We start from the raw sequence: 21,256 nt of genomic DNA, 5'->3' as shown, positions 1-21,256 counted from the left end.
TCGCTGGCGGGGTCTGGGCCCGGGGGTTGTGGCTCCAGCCGTCGACCGTGCGGGGGGTGATGTGTTGTGGGGTGTCGTGTGCCCCGTCGGTGGGGCGGGGCCCGCCGTTGTGGGCCCGGCACAACACTGCGGTCACCGGCCTGATTCCGGTGCGGTCACCCTTCCGACCAGTCCGTGAGTGCGCCCGTCCAGGGCGGCGCCGACCAGTTCGGCGACTCGGCGCCGACTGCTCGCCTCCGCCTCGGCGGACAGAAACGCCCGGTGGCTCGTGACGACCACCGACGGGTGCGCGAGGACCGGGTGCCAGCGGGGGTCCTGGTGTGGGTTCTCGGGCGAGAAGACGTCCAGGCCGGCTCCGGCGATCCAGCCTTCCCGAAGTGCCCGGTGCAGGCCTTCCGGTTCCACGAGCCGGCCCCGGGCAGCGTTGACCAAGTAGGAGCCGGGCTTCATCCGGCTCAGCGCCGCCTCATCGAGCAGCGCGTCGGTCTCCGGGGTCAGGGGGCAGTGCAAGGTCACCATGTCGGACTGCGCCAGCAGCTCCTCCAGGGTGTCGACGGAGCGTGCGCCGTAGCCCTCGGCAAGGTCGCGGCCCACGTACGGGTCGTAGACCAGGACCTGGCCGTAGAAGGCTCCCAGCCGCCGGGCGACGGCCCGGCCGATCCGGCCGAAGCCGACGATGCCGAGGGTGCGGCCGTTGGTCCGGTGGGGTATGCCACCGGCGTAGATGTCGAACTTCCCGCCGGCGAGGGTACGGTGCTGCGGCACCAGCTGCCGTTCGAGCGCAAGGGCCAGCGCGGATGTGTGGGTCGACACCTCGTCCACGCAGTAGTCGGGGACGTTGTAGGCAGGCAGTCCACGTCGCGCCAGCAGACCGGCGTTGAGGTTGTCGACGCCCACTCCCTGCCTGACCACCACACGCAGGCCCTTGCCCGCCGCGTCGAGCAGTTCCTCGGTGACCTGCGTGCGGTAGACCACGAGGACATCGATCCCGGCCGCCCGCTTCAGCATCTCAGGACTGGTGATCTGGTATTTGCCGTCTTCGTGGGGACCGAAGACCAACTCCACGTCCGGGCCGAGGACTTCTCGCTCCACAGTGGCCAGTGAGGGGTCAAGGTGTCCATCCTCGACGAGCCACGGCGGGTCGGTGTAAAGCACGCGGGGTCGGGTCACAGGGGTTCCTCCTTGGCGGCGGGAACGGTCGGTTCAGACGAGGAATCGAAGAATGTCGTTCTCGGTGAGGGCGCACGGGTTGTTCCACGCCCGCTCCGAGGTGAGTGCCGCGGTCAGTGGCTGCCTCCAGCCGTTCACCGGGAGGGCCAGCTCCCGCAGCCCGACCGGCTGCCCTGCCGCGGCCAGGAGCCGCCGCAGCAACTGCTCCAGGCTCCCGCCGGTGGCCTCTCTGGCGAGGTGCTGGACGGTTTCGACCCGCCGCCACACCCCCAAAGGGCCCTCCGGGTGCCGGCATTCGCTCTCGTCCAGCGCGGCGTGACGAGCCATCAACCAGTCCAGGTGGAGCGCGACCGCGGTGCCGTGGGCCAGACCGAGGCGCGCCGTCAGCTCGTACGACAGTGCGTGTGCCGCGGTGGTCCTGGTGACGTCGATGGCGGCACCGGCCAGCGAAGCCCCGTACGCCATGTCGGCGCGCACGCTCGGGTCCGAAAAGGATCCCGTGCCGGCGGCGCGGGCCAGCGACGGCAGCAGCCGTTCCAGGGCGGCGATGGCCACAGCCCCGGACCCCTCGTCGGCCGAGACCGACCAGTACGACTCGATGGCCTGTGCCAGAGCGTCCAGGCCACCGGCGATGAAATCCGGCTGAGGCAGCGAAGAGGTGAGCTGCGGATCGACGAGCACAAGGTCCGCTCGTGCCTGGGCGAGGTCGAGGGAGTGCTTGCGGCCCTCGACGTACACGGTGGCGAATCTGGTCATCTCGCTGCCGGAGCCGGCGGTGGTGGGCAGCAGCACGAGGGTGGCCGAACGCGGCCGGGTCACCAGTTCCGGCTGCCGGAGACACGCGAGAGGGCCGCTGGACTGCGCGCTGAGCACGGCGACCGCCTTGGCCACGTCCAGGCTGCTGCCGCCGCCGATGCCCACCACCACGTCCGGGCGGAACCGGCGGGCCAGGGCCACGCCGTCCCGGACCTGCTCGATTCGGGGGTTGGGCCGGACGCCGTCGAAGTGCTCGATCCGGTAGCGGCCCGCCCACTGTTCGACCAGCTTTCCGACCCCGGACCGCTGGTAGGACGTACGGCCGTGCACAAGCAGCACCCGTCGGCCGCCGAGCGCCTCGATCACTCCACCCAGCCGGCCGGCCGCGCCCTCTCCCAGATAGGCGGCGGCATGGCCGGGCAGAGGCCGCAGACCTGCGCACAGCGCATGCGGGATCCCGGCTCGGTCGTGGACGGCGGGCAGCGACTCGTACATCAGTACTCTTCCCGGCCCCCGGTGAGCTCGCGGCGGAACCGGGTGGCTATGTCGGTCACGGAGAGCGCGCTGGACGCGCGCTCCCCGGCGGTGCCTCCGGCACGACCGTTCACCACCAGCAGTGCCGGACCTCTGGCTTCCAGGGCCGCGCGAACGGCACTGCGCAGCCCTCCCACCGAAGAGACCCGGTCGACGTAGAAGTAGCCCGTGGCCCGGGCCACCTCGTCGAAGCGGACCGCGGGTGAGCTGGTCGGCTGACCGCCTGTCGAGTCGTAGACGCCATTGTCGAAGATGACGTGGACCAGGTTCTCGGGAGCGTGGTGGCCGACCGTGGCCAGAGTGCCCATGTGCATCAGCACGGCGCCGTCCCCGTCCAGCACCACGAACTTCTCCGTCGGCCGGCTCAGCGCGGCGCCGAGCGCGATACCGGACACGTGGCCCATCGAGCCCTGCATATAGAAGTTGCGCGCCCGATCGCCGCGGTTGTACAGGGCGCGGGAGAGATAGCCGGTGGTCGACAGCACGTACTCGCCTCGCAGTTCGGCGAGCACGGCATCCACCAGGTCGTCGCGGTCGGGTCCGATCCGGTCGCCCAGGGCATCCGCCTCGGCCGTGGGGGAGTCGTCCGTCAAGGCTCCCTTCGCGACCAGGACGAAGGCTGGGCGCCCCGATTCCAGAACCGGGCGGGTCTCCTGGAGCACGGTCTCCAGTGCAGGTCCGCCGGGCCGCAGCATCCGGTGCGGCAGCTCCAGAGAATCGAGCCACTGGGGCACGACCTTGCCCATCCAGTGGTGCTGGGGCTCCCCGGCATCCGGCACGGGCCAGCCACGCATGCTCACGAGCACCAGTACCGGAATCCGGTAGGGAAGCACCAACGAGGTGAGCGGATTGACCAGATTGCCGAAGCCCGAGTTCTGAGCGAGCACGGCGCTCGGTTCGCCCGCCAGTCGCGCCCCGGCGGCAACGGCCAGTGCGGCACCCTCGTTCGCCGCGGGGACGTAGCGGATGCGAGGGTGGTCCTGAAGCAGCCTGATCGGCCCCGCGAAGTACGAACAGGGCACCCCGGAAACCAGCCGTACCCCCGCACGCTCCAGCTCCGACACGACGGCGGATGCCGACGTCATGGCGTCGTCCGGTAACCCGAGGGCATGCCCTGGAGCGCGAACACTTCGGACATGCTCGCGATGCGCTCGTCGACGGACCGGGCGGCACCGGCGGCGTTCAGCTCGCGGAGTACCTCTTGCACGCCTCGGACAGCCGCGCGCAGCCCCTGGTTGGCATAGATCACCAGGCGGAACCCGGCCTCGTACAGTTCCTGCTCGCTCACCGTTCCATAGGTGGTGGGCACCGCCACCAGCGGCACGTCCACGTCCCACCGGGCCGCGAACTCCAGCACTTCGTCGGGCCGGCGGCTCTTGCTGTGCACCAGCACGGCGTCCGCACCCGCGGCGGCGTACAGACGACCGCGGTCCAGGGCGTCCTCGATGTCGCGCCCGGCGATCAACGACTCGGTGCGGGCGATCAGTACCATGTCGCGGATACCCAGCGCCTCCCGGGCAGCCTTGATCTTCAGAGCGAAATCCTCTGCGGGAAGCAGGTCCTGTGCGACGTCCGCGAAGCTGTTGGTCTTCGGGAACAGCTTGTCCTCGATGCACATGGCGGCGATGCCGATCCGCGCGTAGCGCTGCACCGCGTACGCCACGTTCATCGGCCCGCCGAAGCCGGTGTCGCAGTCCGCTATGACCGGGATGTCGGTCACCGAGTCCATCGCGGTGGCCGCGTCCAGGTACTGGGTCATGGTGATGAGGCTGGCGTCCGGCAGGCCGTGGCTGGCGGAGATCTCGAAGCTCGAAGCCCATACGGCGTCAAAGCCGGCCTGCTGCACCAGCTTGGCGGTGAGCCCGTCATGGGCTCCGACCGCGCGAACCGGCGACGGCCCGGTCAACAAGTCGCGCAACCGACCGACCTTGGACGTCGGCAGCGCGGGTTCGCCCTTCGAAGGACGCTCCGACATGAGTTCCTCTCCTAGCTGTACCAAAGCCGGTCCTCGGCCACATACCGGTCGATGCCGCCGGCCGCCATGGTGCCCACCGCGTACCGCACCTCCGGGGTGACCGCCCCGGAGATACGAAGCAGCAGCACCCGCGGCCGGCCTCCCCGAGCCGCCGCGAAGGTGATCGGTACCTGTGGACGCACGTATGCCGAATCACCCGGTCCGAGTGTGTACTCGAAGCGTTCACCCGCGAACTCCCACCGGAGACCGACCGGGTCGTCACCGAGCACGTACAGGTACTGGTGCTGGTAGGTGGTCAGTGGCGCCGCCTGCTCGACGTCATCGAGCAGGACATCGACCTGGAGTGCGGACGTGTGGGGGTGGAGAGGGTCGCCGGCCAATCTGGTGATCCGGTAGGCCGTCGCGCCGTCTCCGGGCCACACCCAGCTCCGCGCGTCCCGAGCATGCTGGACGGACACCCCGTCGACCGTTCCGCTTCGCGGCAGCAGCAGGTCGCGCACCGAGACCCCCAGCCCGGTTGCCAGCAGGGCCAGCTCCTTCGCGTCCGGGCTGACGGAACCGCCGGCCAGTTCCTCGGTGCGGCGCGGCGAGATGCCGGTACGGTCGGCGAGTTCGGCCACGGTGACCGCCCCCGCGTCCATGAACGATCGGATCGCCGCACCCGGAAGCCGCGCTCCTTCGGCCAGCGGGACCGCCAGGGCCTGGGTCGCGGCGTTGCCCAGGACGGCCAGTTCGCGCTGTGCGTCTCCGACCAGGGAGCCGCCGTAGGTCAGTGCGAGGATGCAGGCCGGCTCGGCAGAGGTGCGCGCCGCGAACGAGTGCGGCGCAAAGGGCAGGCCCCACACCGAGTCACCGGTCTCCATGGGAACGCAGTGCGAGACCCCGTCCCACCGGTAGTAGTAGTTGACCGGGCCGATGAAGTACGTGAACTGGTACAGCAGATGGCCACGGTTCCACTGGACGAGAGGGTTCTCCGGCTCGTTGTCGTCCACCACCCGCAACATGCGGATCCATTCGGGACGGTAGGACGCGATGCGGGACATGGCGGTGTCCCGGTACTCGTAGTAGGGCTCGCCTGCCCGGCTGAGCACCCGGGAGCTGGCCCGGGACTCCTCCTGCCGCATGATGCGCACACCGGCCGGGCTGTCGTCATGGAGGGGCAGCAGGTCTCGCTCGTTGAGCGGCCAGGTCTGGGCGGCGCGGCGCATCAACTCCCAGTCGACCGGCCGCCTCCCGTCGGCGTACTGGGCGAACGTTCCCTTCTCCAGCCCGAGTTCGCGCTCGGCGTTCTCGTCGTCACGCTTGAGATCGTTGGCGGCGGCACGCAGCAGCGCACCGGCCCGCCGCGCGAAACCTTCCTCTGGTCGCACGCGGTGCCCCCTGTCCCTCTTCGGTCGGTCGAATAGCGCCCCGGATGCCGTCCGAAAGGAGGGTCGCGCACCCGGCCCCCTGCCGGCTGCCAAGGGCAATTGGCGGGCAGCATGAAGCGACTTCATGTATCCGTTCGTCGCCACACGCGAGGAATTGACCGATCACGTGAGCCAAAGCAACACAAGGGCCGTCAAATGAACACACATACAGTCCCGGCACGAATGGGCAACCCCACTTGCCGCCTCAATGTTTGCTCACCAGCCAGTCATGCCCACATGGCCCTCTGACGCAACATCACTTCAATATGTGATCACGCCCGTGCGTAATCTGTCAAGATCGACAATCGCGCCCGCGAGCGACGGGCCGCCTGTCCGGCGGTCTCACCGGAGGACGAAACCACCAATCACCGCAATGGGGATCTTCCGTCGGCTTCCTGGGAATTCGGCTTCGGTTTCCCCGTTCTGTCAGTCGCGGCCGAGGAGCCCGGCCTCCTCGAAGGCATTCCGGGTGCCCGGGTCGTCGAGAGCCCCCACCTCGGCGAAATAGCGGACGAGTGGACGAGAAGCCTCGGACACGTCGCGCACGACCCGCTCCTCCGGCCAGGACTCCTCAACGACCTGTTCGACGCTTCGCTCCGGCAGTCCCAGCATCCGCAGGTCCTCGATCGCCCGAGCGTAGTCGGGGGCGAGGAACGCGTAGATCGCCGCCGGAACATGCGGCCCCACGGCTCTGCGTTCCTTCGGCGTCAGAGCGGCCCACAGATGACGGAGCACGGCACGGAAGTAGACGTGGTGGCGTCCCTCGTCCTCGGCATGGTCCCGCACGTGGTCCCGGAGCGACCTAGGCAGTCGCTCGTCCCGGGGAATCTCCGAAAGGATCCCGGATATCAGGGTCTCGCTCACGATCGCGAAGACGATCGCCTCCACCCCTCTGATCTCGTGGGGAAGCCGGTCACGGATGACGTCCAGCCGTTCCGTGAACGCGGGAGGGCCGCTGTGCGGCCTGCCGACGGGCACTGCGGACGCCCGCTGCACCTGGTGCGCGAAATCGTAGGAGGCCTGCGCGTGCCACGCCTCATCCGTGACGATCTTGAAGGCGTCCGCCCGCATGCCCTCCGGCAGATGCAAGCCCGACCTCCCCCTGCTGATCGCGGTAACGACCGGTATGACCGCGAGCGATTCGAGCTCGGTGGTGAAGTCCAGGTAGTCGTGGAGCCGGCGCAGCAGCAACCACTCCACCTGCTCCGCCCCGCGGCGCGTGACCACCGGATGCGTGGCGACGGGGTGGAGTTCGGGAGGGAAGTAGAGAGATCCCGAGGCCGTGAACGACCGTTGGGTCCGGGTACGAACGCCGGCGAGGCGGTCCCAGCGGCCGAAGCTACTGGTGTAGGCGCCGACGCCCGCTCGCCCCGCTGCCCGCGCCGCGACGAGCGGTTCGGTCGCTCTTTCCCGGTACATCACTCGGCCCACACCAGAAACCCGAGGTCCAGCAGGTTGCACAGGTCGGCGTGCGCTTCCTCCTGCCCTTCGGTGCCCACAGGGGCCAGGACGTCGGCCAGCGGGCTCTTGCCGTCGACTGCCTGCAGTACCGCCAGTGTCGGCGTGCCTGCCTGCAGTACGAACTCGATCTCTCCGTCCTTGACCAGGTACCAGTCCGACCCGGCCGGATCGGTGAGCAGGAGCACGCTCTCCGCGAACGCGGGCACGGCCGCGCCGTTCAACTCACGCGTGCGGAAGTCGGCTACGGCCTCGGACGGTGCACTACAATCACCGGCGATCTCCCGAAGAACCGGGCCGGCCGAGGTGTCCTCGAGACGCGGCGTGTTCGAGGCCAGCTCCGCGAGCAGACCCATGTTCAGGACACGCAGCAGCATCTCCACGGACGAGGCTTCGGTCCTTCCCTCGCCGATCCCGGCAAGGTGACCCCGCACGCGCTCGGCGTCGATGAAGTCCGCCGCTCCGGGGGCGGCGAGGGCCCGCTCGACGAGGGCGTGCGAATCCGCGCGCATGAGACGTACCAGCATGCGGTACGAGTGGTGCGTTCCGGAGCCGTAGAAGAAGGGGCCCTTGGGCCGTTCGGCGATCCGCTCGGGCAGGTGGGACCTGACCGCCTTACGAAGTATCCGCTTGTTCCACAGGAGTTCAGGGCGCAGCCGGTCCGGTATCCGCGCACACAGGTCGACCAGGCGGTGGTCCAGGAACGGCACACGTGCCTCGATACCGCTGCCGGCCGCTGTGCGGTCCTCGTGCCAGACGTTGTACTGCTGAACCTGCAGGTACTCGGACTTGAGATAGGCGCGGTAGATGCTGTCGCTGGCGGATTCCGGGCCACCGAGGGCCTTCTCGGAGATGAAGGACGGCTCCTCCGCCCACCAGTGCCTCAGAACCGGACGCCGCCCGATCCGGGTGTTGCGGTCGATGAGGGCGAGAATCTCCATGAAGGACGGCCAGTCCTCCGCGCCCAGCTCCCGCGCGTAGCCTCCGTTGAACTCGTCGCTGGCCGCGCCGAGAAGCATGCCCCGCAGGCCGGGGCGGGCCTGACGTGCGAATCGGTGGAGTTCGTGCTTGTAGTACACCTCGGGACCGCACATCGGAGTCTCGGTGAGCCACAAAAGCCGGAGCCACTCCTCCGGGGTGGGCACGTGGTCCGGTGGGAAGACGACCTGGTGGTTGGGTACGCCCAGCTCCCGCGCGATCCAAGCGGCGTTTTCGGCGTCGCCGTTGTCGAAAGTGCCGCCGGTGAGCGCTGTGAACGTATGCATGCCACCGCGCTTGTCGCCGGCCAGTGCGAGGACGGCGGACGAGTCGACGCCACCCGAGAGGAACAGTCCCAGCTCGGTATCGGCCGTGACGCAGTCCCGGACGGAGTCCTCCAGGAGTTCGGCGTACCGCCGGATGAGGTCCTGGGCGTCCGCGGACTCGTCGGCCTCGCCGGGCAGCTGCCAGTACCGGTGTTCCGTGGTACCGCCGTTGTGGAGGTCGACGCGCAGAATCGTGGCCGCCGGGACCAGTTCGACTCCCTCGAACCACGTGGTCACCGGTGCGTCGTTGAAGCTGCTCGCGGCGGCCAGCAGGGGGCTGGCAAGGGCCCGCTCCCAGTCGAAGCGTCGAGGTGTGGAACGATCGGCGAAGAGACCCTTGATTTCCGAAGAGAGCACGATGCGCTCGTCGTTGCGGTGGTAGTAGAGGGGTTTGATGCCGAAGCGGTCCCGGGCGAGTACGAGCTTGTTGTCGACTCGATCCCACAGGATGAGGGCGAACATGCCTCGGACATCACGCAGGAACTCAAGCCCGTACTGGCGGTAGAGGTAGAGCAGGACCTCGCAGTCCGATCCGGTACGGAGCCGCACGTCGCCGGGCAGCGAGGCAGCGAGCTCCCGATGGTTGTAGATCTCGCCGTTGGCGACGAGCACCAGCGAGCCGTCATCGCTGACCAGTGGTTGACTACCGTCCTCCGGGTTGACAAGCGACAACCTGGTGAAAGCCAGTCCCACCCCACCATCGCGGAGAACGTCCCGCTCGTCCGGTCCTCGATGGTCAAGGATGTCGGCCAGGTGGTCGAGGACGGCGTCCGCTTCAACGCCGAGCGTACGGTTGTCCAGACGAGCAATTCCCGCTATTCCACACATCTCTTATTCCTCAGCCACCGCCGTGTGCCGCGTAAGAGCCGGGCGAAGGTGAGGGCTTCGACCGGCGAAGCCCTCACCGGCTCTTCCTACTTCAGACAACCTTCTTCAAACAGGCGGCCTGGGTAACGGTCTTCGCCGTCGGCTTGCTGTATTTCTGCATTCTGACCCACCTCCATCGAGTAACTCGGCGTGTTCACCGGAGAATCAGCGGGAAGCGATGGCCTTCATCAGGCCGCTCCCGTCCGGCTGGCGCTCACATTAGCCGAGTGGAGCTGAGGGACCTACAGATTCGGTTTCTGCCGAACGCACAGGATCAGAGCCCGTGGGACAGCCGACCGAGCTGAGACGATGATCTATGATCACCGGGCTCCCAGATCTGGGGCCGGCAACGGAAATCGAGGGGTGCTCAGGTGAACGAAATCGACTCTGCCCATTGGCTGCGGACCCTCCAAGAGCGACAGCTGATTCCCCCGGACTGCCTCGCGGTCGCTCTCGTCGGCTCTGTGGCGCACGGCTGGCACAACGACCAGAGTGACTTCGACTTCTACGTCGTCACGTCGGAAGAGCCGGACTCCGTCGGTCGGTCGGGCATCACGATGCCGCTCAATCCACCTCGTGTGCGCACCGAGATGTTCTACGTGGGGGACCGGCGCTGGGAGCTGACGTACTGGCTCGACAGCCACTACGACCAGATGCTCGCCAAGGTCTCGCGGGACGAGTACAACCGGGATGTCGCGCCGGCCCGGGTGCTGGCCCCTCGGGAGGAGCTGGCCCTGGGCCGCCTGGACGGCTGTGTGGTCCTCCACGGCGCGCAGTGGTTCGAGGCCCGGCGCAGGCAACTGGCCGAGTCGGCCTTCCGCTCGTTCATGGTCGCCCGCTCACTCGGTGCCTCCGACGACTGTGTCGAGGACGCACTCGGACAGATGAAGTCGGGCAACCTGGAGAGCGCCACGCTCTCCGCACGCGCCGCCCTGGGATTCAGCGTCGACGCACTCCTCGAAGGACACGGGCAGTTCGGCAGTCAGGCGCCGAAGTGGCGGCCCCAGCGGTTCAGGGCCGTCCGTCCGTCCGCCCTCTCCTTCGAGGACTACTGGGCTCTGGAGACCATGCGGGACTACGACCCCGAGGACCCACGCCCCTGGATCAACAAGGTATTGACGATATGCCAGGACATCGCAATGCGCGTGGAGGTCTCGTGAGCGCCTTGCCGTCGCCCGGCCCCTTTGATGTGCCCCGAAGGACCCTCGGCATCCGGATACGCCGGGTCGCGGACGGCTTACTGCTCGGATTCCGGGACCAGGCACTTCTGCTGTCCGGCCCTGCGGAGTTGATCTACCGTCTGGCCGACGGGTCTCGGACGGTCACGGCCGTCGCCGAGGCGGTCGCCACGGAGTACGGCATCGATCAGGCGGAGGCGCTCGTTGATGTCGTCGAGTTCCTCGCGGATCAGGACGACAACAGGATCTTCACATGGTGACGCACACCACTGTCCTCCTCGTGTCGTCATGATTCGCCTGGACCTCGACGACGAGAGCCTGCGCTCGATCAGGCTGGCACTCAGCCCGCTGTGGGAGACGCTCGGCAGTCTGGCGCTCCTCGCGCGATATCGGGGGGCCGTTCCATCGCCGTACGCGGGCTGGGTACGGCAAGCCCGGCGCTCGGTACCCCCGAAGCTGATGGATACGGTCGTGCATCTGGTCCACCGGCAGGAGACGCCGTTCCTCCGCCACGCTCACGCATATGTTCCCGACCCCTCACGAGCCTCGCTGCAGGACGAACTCGACTTCCTGCGGCAGCAGAGCGACGACGGGGAGGACGAGCGTGCGGCCACTCTGATCGAGAGTTACTGGAACCGGGCGATAAGCCCCTACTGGGCGTCCATACGCGCCTCTTTGGAGGAGGAGGTCCTCTTCCGGGGACGGACACTGGCCGTCAACGGACCGGAGGCGATGCTGGCGGAACTGGAGGGTCGTGTGCTGTGGCAGCAGCCCCGGCTGACCGCCCCCTACCACCTTGACCTCACCCGTACCGTCCACCGGTCCAGGCTGGTGTTCGTCCCCAGTATGTTTTCCGCCGTGACGCGCATCTTCACTTCGAACGAGCACGTCACAGCCATGTCCTATCAGGCCAGGGCGACCGGGTTTCTCCACACCGTCGAGAACGAGAAACCCGCCGAGCCGGGCACCGACCGCCTGGCCCTGCTGATCGGCGGCGGTCGCGCGAAGGTCATCAGGGCCCTTCAGGTTCCGAAAACTACCACCGTGGTCGCCCAGTCCCTCGGCCTTGCGAAGAGCACGGTCTCCCAGCACCTGGCGGTGCTGACGGAGGCGGGCGTGGTGTGGCGGCAACGCCTCGGCGGTCAGGTCTTCTACCAGCTCGACCGCAGTGGCTTCGCCCTGCTGGAACAGCTGGGCGACTGACCGGCGGCCCCGGGCCGGCGCTCTGGGGCCGCCGCCCGTCCGAGCGGATCCGGCACGGGGCCGTTCACTCCTGCAGAGCCCGGCCCATCCGTCTCAGGACCGTGGCCGTCATGCTCCGGCGAGCCACCGTGGTGGCGCTGCCGATGTGCGGAGTGAGCACCGTCCGCGGACTACGACGCAGTTCGGCCGGGACGAACGGCTCGTCCTCGAAGACGTCGAGCGCGGCCCCGCCGAGATGGCCGGCCTCCAGCAGTTCGATGAGCGCCGCCTGATCCACCACCCGGCCACGCGAGGTGTTCACCACCACCGCCCCGGGTGGCATTTCCACGAGCATCGACTTGTCGATCATCCGCTCGGTCCGGGACGTGAGCGGCACATGGATGGTCAGGAAGTCGCTCACCCGCATCAGGTCGACCAGTTCCCGATGAGGTATCACGCCGGGTGGAAGCGCGCCGGGACGGTGCAGGAGGCCGTGCACCTCCATGCCGAAGGCCTGTGCCCGTGCGGCCACCTCCGCACCGATGGCGCCCAGCCCCAGCACACCGAGCCGCCGGCCGTGGAGCTGCGTACCGAGGAAGGCGTCGGCTTCCCAGCGCCAGGCCGCGCCGGATCTGACGAACCGGTCCGCCTCGACGATCCGGCGGGCGCAGGACAGCAGGGCGCCGAGCGTGTACTCCGCGACAGCCGGTGCGAGGGCACCCGCCGCGGTGACGACCCGTACCCCGGCGCGCCGGCACGCCTCCACCGCGATGTGGTCCACTCCTGTGGAGTAGGTACCCACCACACGCAGGTCCGGGCCCGCCGCCCGGAGCAGGGCCTCGTCGACCGGCTCGTTGGCGGTCACCAGCAACGCGGTGCTGCCGGCCGCAGCCCGCAAGAGGCTGTCGCGGTCCCCGCCGGGCCACAGGGCCAGGGTCAGACCCGCAGGCGGGACGGCCGGGAGCCCGGGGAGATCGGCGGTGATCAGCAGACGGTGCTCAACCGCGGTCATCGGGCTTCCTCCGCATCCCGTAGCGGTGGCGGCACAGCGTCGTCGGGAACTGCCGGCCTCCGTCGAGATTGACCCACTGCCGCAGCAGCAGCCGCTTCCGGCCACTGGCGGCGGCGTCGCTGAACGACCGGCGTGCGTGGACCACGACGTTGTTGTTGACCAGTTGGAGATCGCCGGCGCGCAGCGCGTACTCGGTGGCGGCCCCGGGCCTCGCCGCGAGCGCTTCGAACAGGTCGAGGGCGTGGCGCTCCAGGTCGCTCACGGGGACGGACGTCTTGGTCCAGGCCGAGTCGACGTAGTCCCGCAGGAAGTACCGGCAGGTCAGCTGCCCGTGGTAGTAGCCGAAGACGGCATTGCGGTAGGCCGGGGGTTCCTCTTCGTCGCGGTTCTCGTAGACGAACCCGTTGTAGTAGAGGCCCAGCAGGTGCGGTGCCCGCCGCAGTAGTTCGTTGTAGATCGTCATGGCGCTGGCGATCAGAGAGGTGCCGCCGTTCTCCGCGGGCCGTACGCAGAGCAGAAGGGCGAGGTCGCCGTCGTCCGAGTGGAACCGCAGTGCGGCGGTGGTCTGGTGACCTCGCACGTCGCTGTTGTCCAGGCCACCGTTGCCGTAATCGCGGACGTCGGCTATGAACTCGCCTCGGGTGTTCTGCGACACGGCGGTTCCCATCACGGCGCCGAGAGCGCGGTAGAGGCTGCGGATCTCGTCCGGCGAGAGTTCGTCCACCGGCAGTCCGCGGATCACCGCCGTACCGATGTGGGTCTCGGTACGGTGGGCCGCCGCGTGCGCCAGCCCGGACAGCTCGGGCATGGTCTCGTGCGCCAGGGAGCGCCAGTGGGCGCGTTCCGCCTCGCGTGGGAGTGGCGCCGCGCGCAGTGCCCTTCCGAAAACGGCTATCTCGTCAAGGTGCGACGGCGTGAGCTCGTGCACCACTCCTTCGGGGACCGGCAGATCCGCGGCCATCCATACCGTGTGGTCGGTGACCGGCTCGGCAAGGATCGACTGCGGCATGTCAGGCAGTGCCATGGTGCTCCACTTTCTTGAAGATGACGAGCGCGGTACCGTCCGCGGCCTCGATGAGGTCCTCGCAGTCCAGACCTCCCAAGTCGGCCACTGTCCGCAGCAGTTCGTCCTTGCTGAACCGGGCTTCGCGCCCTCTGCCGCGGATGTGGTCGCGCATCACCTGGCCGGAGATCCCTCCCCAGGTGGGAAGGGGGATGTCCCGGTCGGGCAGCGCCGCATAATCGACCTCGCCCACCTCGGGCCGCCAGAACAGTTCCTGCTCGGCAGGGGAGAGGGCGTCGTGGATCTGCAGGTCCCGCTCGTACCAGCCGAACCGGACGGTGAGGGCGAGCGTCCCGCCCGAAGCCACCAGATCGCGCAAGCCGCGCAGACCACCGGGCAGGTCGGCTGCGCTGAATCGGTTCACGAGGCGATCGCCGAGGGCGAGTGCGTACCTGCCTCGCAGATGCTCGGGTATCGGGCGGGTGACGTCGACGAGGTACCGCCGGTCCTCGGCCAGCCCGAGCCACTCGCCCGCTTCCCGCAGGATGCCGGGGGCGAAGTCGAGGACATGGAGATCCGAGCCGGCCTCCTGGGCCGCCTTGGAGAGCGAGACGGTGCTGGCGCCGACCACGGCGGTCCGGGCGCCGGCGCGCAGCAACCGCCTGAACACCGGCCCGTGTTCGGGTGCGGGTCCGCCGTAGTATCCCGAGTTCCAGTAGCTGCCGCGGACGAGATCCCAGGCCTGGGCCTTGGTCGGGACTTCCATCAGGCCTTCTCCTCCAGGGTGGCCGTAATGGCCTTGTGCAGCCTCGAGACGATCTCGCTGACCTCGCTCACACTGGTGATCAGCGGGGGGCAGAGGGCCAACACGTCCCCCAGATCCCGGACGATCAGGCCGAATTCGCGGGCCCGGGCCGCGACCCTCCGGCCGATGCGGCGCTCCGGGTCGAAGGGGCGCCGGGCGGCTCCGTCCGCCATCAGCTCCACCGCGGCGAGACCGCCGACGCACCGCACTTCCCCGACAACGGGCAGGTCCAGCAGACTCTCCAGCGACGCGCGCAGCGACGCCTCCAGCTCGGCCACGCGGTGCTGGGTGCCGCGCTCATGGAAGGCACGCAGATTGGCGCGGGCGACGGCCGCGGCGACCGGGTGACCGCCGTAGGTCGAGCCGTGTCCGAGGACGCCGTACTTCTCGGCGGCAGCGGCGACGGAGTCGGTGAGGTCCGCACCGAGAAGGACCGCACCGAGGGGGGCGTATCCCGCGGTGATGCCCTTGGCCACGGTCACCGCTGCGGGTCGGAGGCCGAAGCGCTGGTAGCCGAAAAGGTGGCCGAGCCGGCCGAACCCACAGACGACTTCGTCGGACACCAGGGGAATCCCGAGGTCGTCCAGCAGCCGGGCCATCGCGGGCCAGTATCCGTCGGGGGGCACCAGTACGCCGCCTGCTGCCATGACCGGTTCGGCGACCATGGCGGCCACGTTCTCCGGGCCCGCCGCCACGATACGCCTGCGTGTGGTCCGGAGGATCCGGTCGATGTACTCGTCCTCCGTCTCGCCGTCGAGGTGATCGCGGTAGAAGTGCACCCGGGGCACCCGGACGGTGAAGGGGAGCGGCAGATCGAATCCGGCGTGCTGGTTCGTGATGCCGGCCAGTGAGGCGGCGCCGAGGGTGGTGCCGTGGAAGCCGGAGTCCCTGGTGACGACCAGCTTCCTGGACGGAGTTCCGTTCGCGTTGCTCGCCAGCCAGAGGAACTTGAGCACGGACTCGACCGCCTCGGATCCCGAGGCAGCGAAGTACACGGAGGTGAAATGCCCTCCGGAAGCGGCGAGTAACTCATGGGCGAGAGACTCCGACTCGGCGCTGCTTCGCCCCAAGGCGCAGGCGAACGCCGGGAGTCGCGCGTAGGCCGAAGTGGCGGCCTCGATCAGCTCCGCATCGGAGAAGCCGAGGTTGGCGTGCCACAGGCCGGACAGTGCGTCGATGTACTCCTTCCCGGCGGTGTCTCGTATCCGAATGCCGTCGCCCTCGGCGATGACCAGCGGTGACTCCCGCCGGTACACGCGGTGATCGGTGAAGGAGTAGACGAGCGGTGCGGTCGCCAGGTCAGCCATGGTTCGCCTCGGTCACACGGATGTTGTCGAGCAGCCGGACGCCGTCGAGCCGCGCGGCGGCGAACAGCCGCACCGCGACCGGGCCGTCCAGTGTCGGCACCTCGGTCAGCGACTCCTCTTCGCAGGCCACCAGGTATTCGACGGCGAAGCCCAGGGAGGTGAGCTCCTCCCGGGCGGCTGCCAGCACCGCCGGCAACGGTTCGCCGGACAGAGTCCTGATCCGCGCGTCCTTGAGGACCCTTTGAAGGTTGGGGCTCACCACCCGTGCCTCGGGGCTGAGGTTCTTGTTGCGGGACGACATCGCGAGGCCGTCTTCCTCGCGCTTGGTGGCGCCCCGGACCACGGTCACCGGCAGACGCATGTCGCGGACCAGCGTCTCGATGATGCGCAGCTGCTGGAAGTCCTTCTCCCCCCAGTACGTGCGGTCGGGCCGTACGAGGTGCAGGAAGAGCAGGCTCTCGGTGACCATGCCGTCGAAGTGGCCCTCGCGGGACCGGCCGCACAACTGGTGGCTCAGCCGGGGTACCGAGACGTGCGTTCCGAAGTCCTGAAGGACGCGTTCGCGGCCGGGGAAGATCTCCGTCCAGCTCGGCAGGAACGTGACGTCGGTGTCCCGGGCTCTGAGGAGACTCAGGTCGCGCTCCACGGGCCTGGGGTAGGACTCGAAGTCCTCCTCGAGGCCGAACTGGAGCGGGTTGACGAAGATACTGCAGATGACCAGATCGCACTCCTCGCGGGCGAGGTCGACCAGGCTCAGGTGTCCTTCGTGCAGGGCTCCCATGGTCGGTACGTAGCCGATGACGGCGCCCGCCCGGCGTCCGGCCTCCCACTCGGCGGCCAGTTCCCGGGCTGTGGTGACCACCTTCACCGGAGTTCACCCAGCTTCGCCTCGACCGCCGCGACAACGCGACGGTGTACCTCCTCGACCGTCGCGTCCGCGTCGATCCATGCCCACTCCGATGCCTGCGGCAGCGCGGCGTAGGCAGCCCGCATCCGGGTGAGGAAGGCGTGGTCGATCCATTCCTCCGGGTCCCGGGCCTTGACCCGGGCCACGGAGATGGACGGGTCGAGGTCCATGAACAGCGTGAGCGTCGGCTCCGGCAGCCCGCTGAACATGCCCTCGATCAGCCACCGGTTACTGGCGCCCAGTGCGTCGGCGGCCGCGATCTGGCAGTACGCGTAGCGGTCGGCGATGATGAGGTCCGTACCCTCGGGCGCGGTGCCGAGGGAGGACATGGCCATCCACTTCACCGCCGCGGTCATGACCTTGTGGGTGTCGGGTCCGAGCATGGCGAACCGGTCGGCGTATCCGTTCTCGACGGCCACCTTGTCGAGGCGGGCCGAGAGTCCTTGCAGGCTCGGGTTGGGGTGGACGAACACCGAGAGCCCACGAGCCTCGTAGGCAACCTTCAGCAGCTCGATCTGTGTGCTCTTTCCGGCGCCGTCCAGCCCGATGAACGCGACGATGGGTGGTGTCTTCATCGGGTGCTCGCCACCTGCGGCAGGTGCCTGTCCGCGAGGTCCGCGAACATGGCTTGCAGAATTCTCGTCCGCCCGTACGAGGGCGCAGCGAAGAGCAGGATCAACTTTTTCTCCAGATCAACGATGAAACTGGTGCCCGCTCGACCGAGCCAGGCGAGGCGGCGAGCGTCATCGGGTCCGCAGTGCCTCGGCGAGATGCCGAAATTCAGGCTGAATCCCCAGTCGGGGCCGGGAATGTAGTCGGGTCCGGTGTCGTGCAGCCCGGCTATCTGGTCCGAGAGCAACTCCGCGCGTGCGGACTCGCTGAGGAGGCCGGAGTCCGGTTCGGGAAAGAACACGGCTTGGAGGAAGGTCAGGTAGTCCCGCAGGCTCGCCAGCCCACCGCTGCCCGCGGAACGGAATCCGCACGTGCGATCGAGGCGGGTCAGCCGCTCGCCGGTCGGTGGATCGACCGGCGGCTGGAGCACCAGGTCAGGTGCGAGGCCCGGCGGAAGGCAGAATCCGCTCGACGTCATCCCGAGCGGCTCGAAGAGATACCGGCTGAAGAGCACGTCGAGCGGTGTGCCGAGGTAGTGCTGGATCAGCAGGCCGGCCGCGTCGGCCGAGCGCCCGTACTCCCACTGGGTGCCCGGTGCGGCGGACAGCTCACAGGCGAAGAGGCGGCGCAGGAAGTCGGTCTCGTCCGTGTCGTATCCGCGGTCGGTGTAGTCGAACGGCAGGACACCGGCCGCCCGGTACACCTGTTGCATGCGCTCGTGTTCCTTCGATCCGGCCAGGCCGGAGGACATGGTCAGGAGGTGGCGCAGCGTCATCGCGGCAGGGACCTGTAATCCCTGGACACCGAGCGCGAGCTCCGCCACCGGCATGTCGAGGCCGGGGAGCCGGCCGGTGTCGATCAGACGCAACGTCAGAGTCGCGAGCATCGGCTTGGTCATCGAATACAAGCGGACAATGCTGTCCAGGGACACCGGAGGACCAGCCGGCGCATTTCGTCCCACGAACACTGTCCGCTGCCCGCCGGACGCGATGTCGCGCATACAGGCTGCACCCCCGCCGATGCGACCGGCCTCGATCTCAGCGGTCAGAGCGGCTTCACAGTCCCGTGCCAGGCCCTCCAACGCTTCGCCCATCAACGGAGTTCTCCGTTCATGCCCGGTACGAGGCTCACTCGCCCGCTCTCACAGCGCTCGGCCGCGGCCAGGGCGTCCGCGACCGAATCCAGCCCGAATTCGGCCAACGGGAGCAGTCTCAGCGGGGTCGGCCCGCACAGGAGGTCGACGGCGGCGAGGAGTTGGCGCTGGTCGTAGCGGATCACGCTGGAGACGGTGACCCCCTTGCGTGTCAACACCCCCGGCCGGATGGACACGACGTCGGTGGGACGGGTGTTGATGATGCCCATCATCACGATCTGGCCGCCCGGACGTACCTGCTCCAGGGCGGTCTCGAACGCCTCGGGCGTTCCGGCCGCGACCACGACGACGTCGTAGGCACCGTCGAGCGTTCCCGTCACCGAGGGCAGCGTGTCGATGGCGCGGGCGGTCGGGAACAGCTCCGCATTCGCTCGTCGTGCGGCAACGCGGTCGTAGACGTCCCAGACCGTTCCGGCAGGTGCACCCGCGAGAACCGACAGGCCCAGCGCACCGGCACCGATGACCAGGCACGGACCCGCCAGCAGGTCGGGGTTGATCGTGTCGACGACCGCGATCCCCTGTGCCAGTGCGCAGTTGGCCAGGGCCGCGAGCGCGCTGGGCACCTCGGCCGGCACCTTGACCCTGAACTGCTCCTGATGCAGGTGATAGTGGCTCGCGAACGCGCCGCGGAAGTGCGGCTGCTCAAGGCTGGAGCGGCCCCAGGAGTCGTAGGCGCGCTCACACAGGCGGGTACGGCCCGCCAGGCACATCACGCAGTTACCGCACACCCGGAAATAGGAGCAGACGAGCCGGTCCCCTTCGACAAGCCGTTCGCCCCGCGCGTCGTACAGCGGTACACCCCCCGTGTCGACGATCCGTCCCACGAACTCGTGCCCGAGCACGCAGTCGTGCAGGGTCGGGTGCCCGCCGCGCCAGAGGTGGACATCGCTGCCGCACACGTTCGCCCGCTCGATGGCGAGCAGCGCACCACCCTGCCGAGGAGGCAGTAAGGGATGCTCTCGCCGCTCAAGACCGCCGTCGGGGAGCAGGTTGACGGTGACACCGGTGGTCATCGAAGTCCTTCGGTCGGGGCGGGAAAGACGATCGTCTTCGAGAAACACATGTTGCGTGCGGACGCCAGCACGCTCTCTCGTCCGTGACCGCTGTGCCCCACTCCTCCGAACGGGGCCAGAGGATGGTCGTACTGGGGGCCGTCGTTGACGACCACCGTCCCGACCGGCAATCTCTGCGCGAGGTTCATGGCACGCTGGAGGTCGCGGGTGAAGACGCCGACCTGGAGGCCGCCGGAGTAGGTGTCGGGCAGTTCGTCGAGAGAACGGTCCGGCAAAGGGATCAAGGGGGCCAGCGGCGCAAGGAACTCCTCGGTGACCAGCTGGGCACCGGGATCGACACCGGCGAGGACGGTGGGCCAGTACTGCGCCCCCCGCTGTTCGCCGCCGGCCACGACGCAGGCGCCGCCGAGGACCGCCGCCTCCACGGCCGAATGCACCCGCTCCACTGCGGCCGCGTCGATGAGCGTGCCGATCCGGGTGGTGCGCGCGGCGGGGTCGCCCACCCGCCAGGCGGCGGTCTCGTCGACGAGCAGCCGGCCGAATTCGTCGGCCACGCTGTCCGCGACCAGGATGCGCTTGACCCCGCGGCAGGACTGGCCGGCATTGCTGAAGGCGCCTTGTGCGGCCGTGCGTGCGGCGGCCGCCAGATCGGCGTCCTCGCAGACGATCAGGGCTCCCACGTCACCCAGTTCGTAACAGCCGGGCCGCGGCCCGGCCGCCGCGGCGACGGCCCACGCGCTCCGCGCGCTGCCGGTGAACGCCACGAAGTCCACTCCGGTGTCGGTGAGTAATGCCTGGGCCACCTCCGGCCCGCCGGTCCAGAGCGAGATGTACTCGGGCGGGTATCCGGATTCGAGCAGTACCTCGACCGCGAGCACCGCGCTGGCACTCGCCCGTTCCGACGGCTTGAGGATGATCGGCGTGCCTGCCAACATGGCCGGAGCCACCTTGACGATCAGCTGGGCCAGCGGACGGTTGTACGGCGTGATCGCCATGACTCGGCGGAACGGCTGCGGCGTGGTCACCGACAGCCGGTCGCCGTCGGGGCCGGACAGCACCGTCGAGGTGCCATTGAAATGATGTACGGCTTCTGCCGCCAGGTTGAGCCAGCGGACCGACCGGTCGACCTCCTTCTCGGCATCGGTCACCGGCATTCCGATCTCGGCGGAGACGCACGCGGCGACGTCCGGCCTTCGGGCCTCGAACCCTGCGGCACAGGCGCGCAGAATGCGCGCGCGGTCGGCGGCGGCAAGACCCCGCACCGGCCTCCGCCCGCGCGGCACCTCACTCGCCGAAGCATGGCTCACCACGGCCATGAGACGGCCGTCGTAGGGGCTGTGCACCTCGTGGGCCAGCTCCCCGTGCCGCCATGTACCGTCCTCGAAGACACCCGGCCGGACCGGTTGGGATTCCTCCGCCGGTACCGGACTGCGACGGCAGGCCCGAGGCTGCTCGTTGGGGGGATGGGCGACTACGGACATGATGTTCCTCGAATCATCTGTGCGTCGCACGGCTGGCCGGCCCGTCACGGGCGGGGCCTCGCGACGTGAGTTCGCCGCGCCGTGCCCTCCCTCGCCTGTGACGTTGTTCGCCGGCGCCTGCTCGGCGAAT

At 68.8% G+C, this 21,256-nt stretch carries 19 protein-coding genes; 3 read left to right on the top strand and 16 right to left on the bottom strand.

Going from position 1 to position 21,256, the window contains the following annotated elements; translation table 11 throughout:
• Positions 1-132: 132 nt before the first annotated feature.
• The 7 genes from ABT288_RS03040 to asnB form a co-directional block, all read right to left on the bottom strand.
• On the bottom strand, positions 133-1,170 hold the full coding sequence (locus tag ABT288_RS03040; RefSeq protein WP_351602099.1) for a C-terminal binding protein: 1,038 nt from the start codon (positions 1,168-1,170) through the stop codon (positions 133-135).
• Positions 1,171-1,203: 33 nt separating this feature from the next.
• Entirely contained in the window at positions 1,204-2,421 is a 1,218-nt protein-coding gene (locus ABT288_RS03035) for a phosphonoacetaldehyde reductase (protein ID WP_351602096.1), read from the bottom strand.
• Positions 2,421-3,545 (bottom strand): phosphonopyruvate decarboxylase, encoded by a 1,125-nt coding sequence (gene aepY, locus ABT288_RS03030; protein WP_351602093.1) that lies wholly within the window; start codon positions 3,543-3,545, stop codon positions 2,421-2,423. The genes ABT288_RS03035 and aepY overlap by 1 nt, the downstream gene beginning before the upstream one ends.
• Positions 3,542-4,435 (bottom strand): isocitrate lyase/phosphoenolpyruvate mutase family protein, encoded by an 894-nt coding sequence (locus ABT288_RS03025; protein WP_351602090.1) that lies wholly within the window; start codon positions 4,433-4,435, stop codon positions 3,542-3,544. Before ABT288_RS03025 ends, aepY begins: the two co-directional genes overlap by 4 nt.
• An 11-nt stretch (positions 4,436-4,446) precedes the next feature.
• Positions 4,447-5,805 (bottom strand): hypothetical protein, encoded by a 1,359-nt coding sequence (locus ABT288_RS03020; RefSeq protein ID WP_351602087.1) that lies wholly within the window; start codon positions 5,803-5,805, stop codon positions 4,447-4,449.
• A gap of 465 nt (positions 5,806-6,270) precedes the next feature.
• A complete protein-coding gene (locus tag ABT288_RS03015; protein WP_351602084.1) occupies positions 6,271-7,263 on the bottom strand; it encodes a diiron oxygenase in 993 nt (330 codons plus the stop codon).
• Entirely contained in the window at positions 7,263-9,434 is a 2,172-nt protein-coding gene (gene asnB / locus ABT288_RS03010) for an asparagine synthase (glutamine-hydrolyzing) (RefSeq protein ID WP_351602081.1), read from the bottom strand. The genes ABT288_RS03015 and asnB overlap by 1 nt, the downstream gene beginning before the upstream one ends.
• 410 nt (positions 9,435-9,844) lie before the next feature.
• On the opposite strand from asnB, the gene ABT288_RS03005 reads away from it, so the two are divergent.
• From ABT288_RS03005 to ABT288_RS02995, 3 genes are read left to right on the top strand one after another with little or no spacing between them, the layout of a single operon-like run.
• Positions 9,845-10,633, top strand: a complete 789-nt coding sequence (locus ABT288_RS03005) for a nucleotidyltransferase domain-containing protein (RefSeq protein ID WP_351602078.1) — start codon at positions 9,845-9,847, stop codon at positions 10,631-10,633.
• A complete protein-coding gene (locus tag ABT288_RS03000; protein WP_351602075.1) occupies positions 10,630-10,911 on the top strand; it encodes a PqqD family protein in 282 nt (93 codons plus the stop codon). Before ABT288_RS03005 ends, ABT288_RS03000 begins: the two co-directional genes overlap by 4 nt.
• A 28-nt stretch (positions 10,912-10,939) precedes the next feature.
• On the top strand, positions 10,940-11,854 hold the full coding sequence (locus tag ABT288_RS02995) for an ArsR/SmtB family transcription factor (protein WP_351602072.1): 915 nt from the start codon (positions 10,940-10,942) through the stop codon (positions 11,852-11,854).
• A gap of 64 nt (positions 11,855-11,918) precedes the next feature.
• On the opposite strand, the gene ABT288_RS02990 is transcribed toward ABT288_RS02995, so the two are convergent.
• Genes ABT288_RS02990 through ABT288_RS02950 form a run of 9 tightly spaced genes read right to left on the bottom strand, consistent with a single transcriptional unit; the run spans position 11,919 to position 21,126 of the window.
• Positions 11,919-12,845 carry an NAD(P)-dependent oxidoreductase gene (locus tag ABT288_RS02990; protein ID WP_351602069.1) on the bottom strand — a complete coding sequence of 309 codons (927 nt, stop codon included), beginning with the start codon at positions 12,843-12,845 and terminating at the stop codon, positions 11,919-11,921.
• Positions 12,832-13,869, bottom strand: a complete 1,038-nt coding sequence (locus ABT288_RS02985) for a TauD/TfdA family dioxygenase (protein WP_351602066.1) — start codon at positions 13,867-13,869, stop codon at positions 12,832-12,834. Before ABT288_RS02985 ends, ABT288_RS02990 begins: the two co-directional genes overlap by 14 nt.
• Positions 13,856-14,614, bottom strand: a complete 759-nt coding sequence (locus tag ABT288_RS02980) for a hypothetical protein (protein ID WP_351602063.1) — start codon at positions 14,612-14,614, stop codon at positions 13,856-13,858. The genes ABT288_RS02985 and ABT288_RS02980 overlap by 14 nt, the downstream gene beginning before the upstream one ends.
• Positions 14,614-15,960: an aminotransferase family protein gene (locus tag ABT288_RS02975; RefSeq protein ID WP_351602060.1), complete on the bottom strand. Its 1,347-nt coding sequence runs from the start codon at positions 15,958-15,960 to the stop codon at positions 14,614-14,616. Before ABT288_RS02975 ends, ABT288_RS02980 begins: the two co-directional genes overlap by 1 nt.
• Complete coding sequence (gene panC, locus ABT288_RS02970) at positions 15,953-16,822, bottom strand: pantoate--beta-alanine ligase (RefSeq protein WP_351602057.1); 870 nt, start codon at positions 16,820-16,822, stop codon at positions 15,953-15,955. The genes ABT288_RS02975 and panC overlap by 8 nt, the downstream gene beginning before the upstream one ends.
• Positions 16,823-16,824: 2 nt before the next feature.
• Entirely contained in the window at positions 16,825-17,442 is a 618-nt protein-coding gene (locus ABT288_RS02965) for a dTMP kinase (RefSeq protein WP_351602055.1), read from the bottom strand.
• Positions 17,439-18,572 (bottom strand): serine hydrolase domain-containing protein, encoded by a 1,134-nt coding sequence (locus tag ABT288_RS02960; RefSeq protein ID WP_351602337.1) that lies wholly within the window; start codon positions 18,570-18,572, stop codon positions 17,439-17,441. The genes ABT288_RS02965 and ABT288_RS02960 overlap by 4 nt, the downstream gene beginning before the upstream one ends.
• Positions 18,572-19,645 carry an alcohol dehydrogenase catalytic domain-containing protein gene (locus ABT288_RS02955; RefSeq protein WP_351602052.1) on the bottom strand — a complete coding sequence of 358 codons (1,074 nt, stop codon included), beginning with the start codon at positions 19,643-19,645 and terminating at the stop codon, positions 18,572-18,574. The genes ABT288_RS02960 and ABT288_RS02955 overlap by 1 nt, the downstream gene beginning before the upstream one ends.
• Positions 19,642-21,126, bottom strand: a complete 1,485-nt coding sequence (locus ABT288_RS02950; protein ID WP_351602049.1) for an aldehyde dehydrogenase family protein — start codon at positions 21,124-21,126, stop codon at positions 19,642-19,644. Before ABT288_RS02950 ends, ABT288_RS02955 begins: the two co-directional genes overlap by 4 nt.
• Positions 21,127-21,256: the final 130 nt, after the last annotated feature.

This window comes from Streptomyces sp. NPDC001093 (assembly GCF_040298985.1).
Taxonomy (GTDB): Bacteria; Actinomycetota; Actinomycetes; order Streptomycetales; family Streptomycetaceae; genus Streptomyces.
This window is presented reverse-complemented; position numbering and strand designations above follow the sequence as displayed.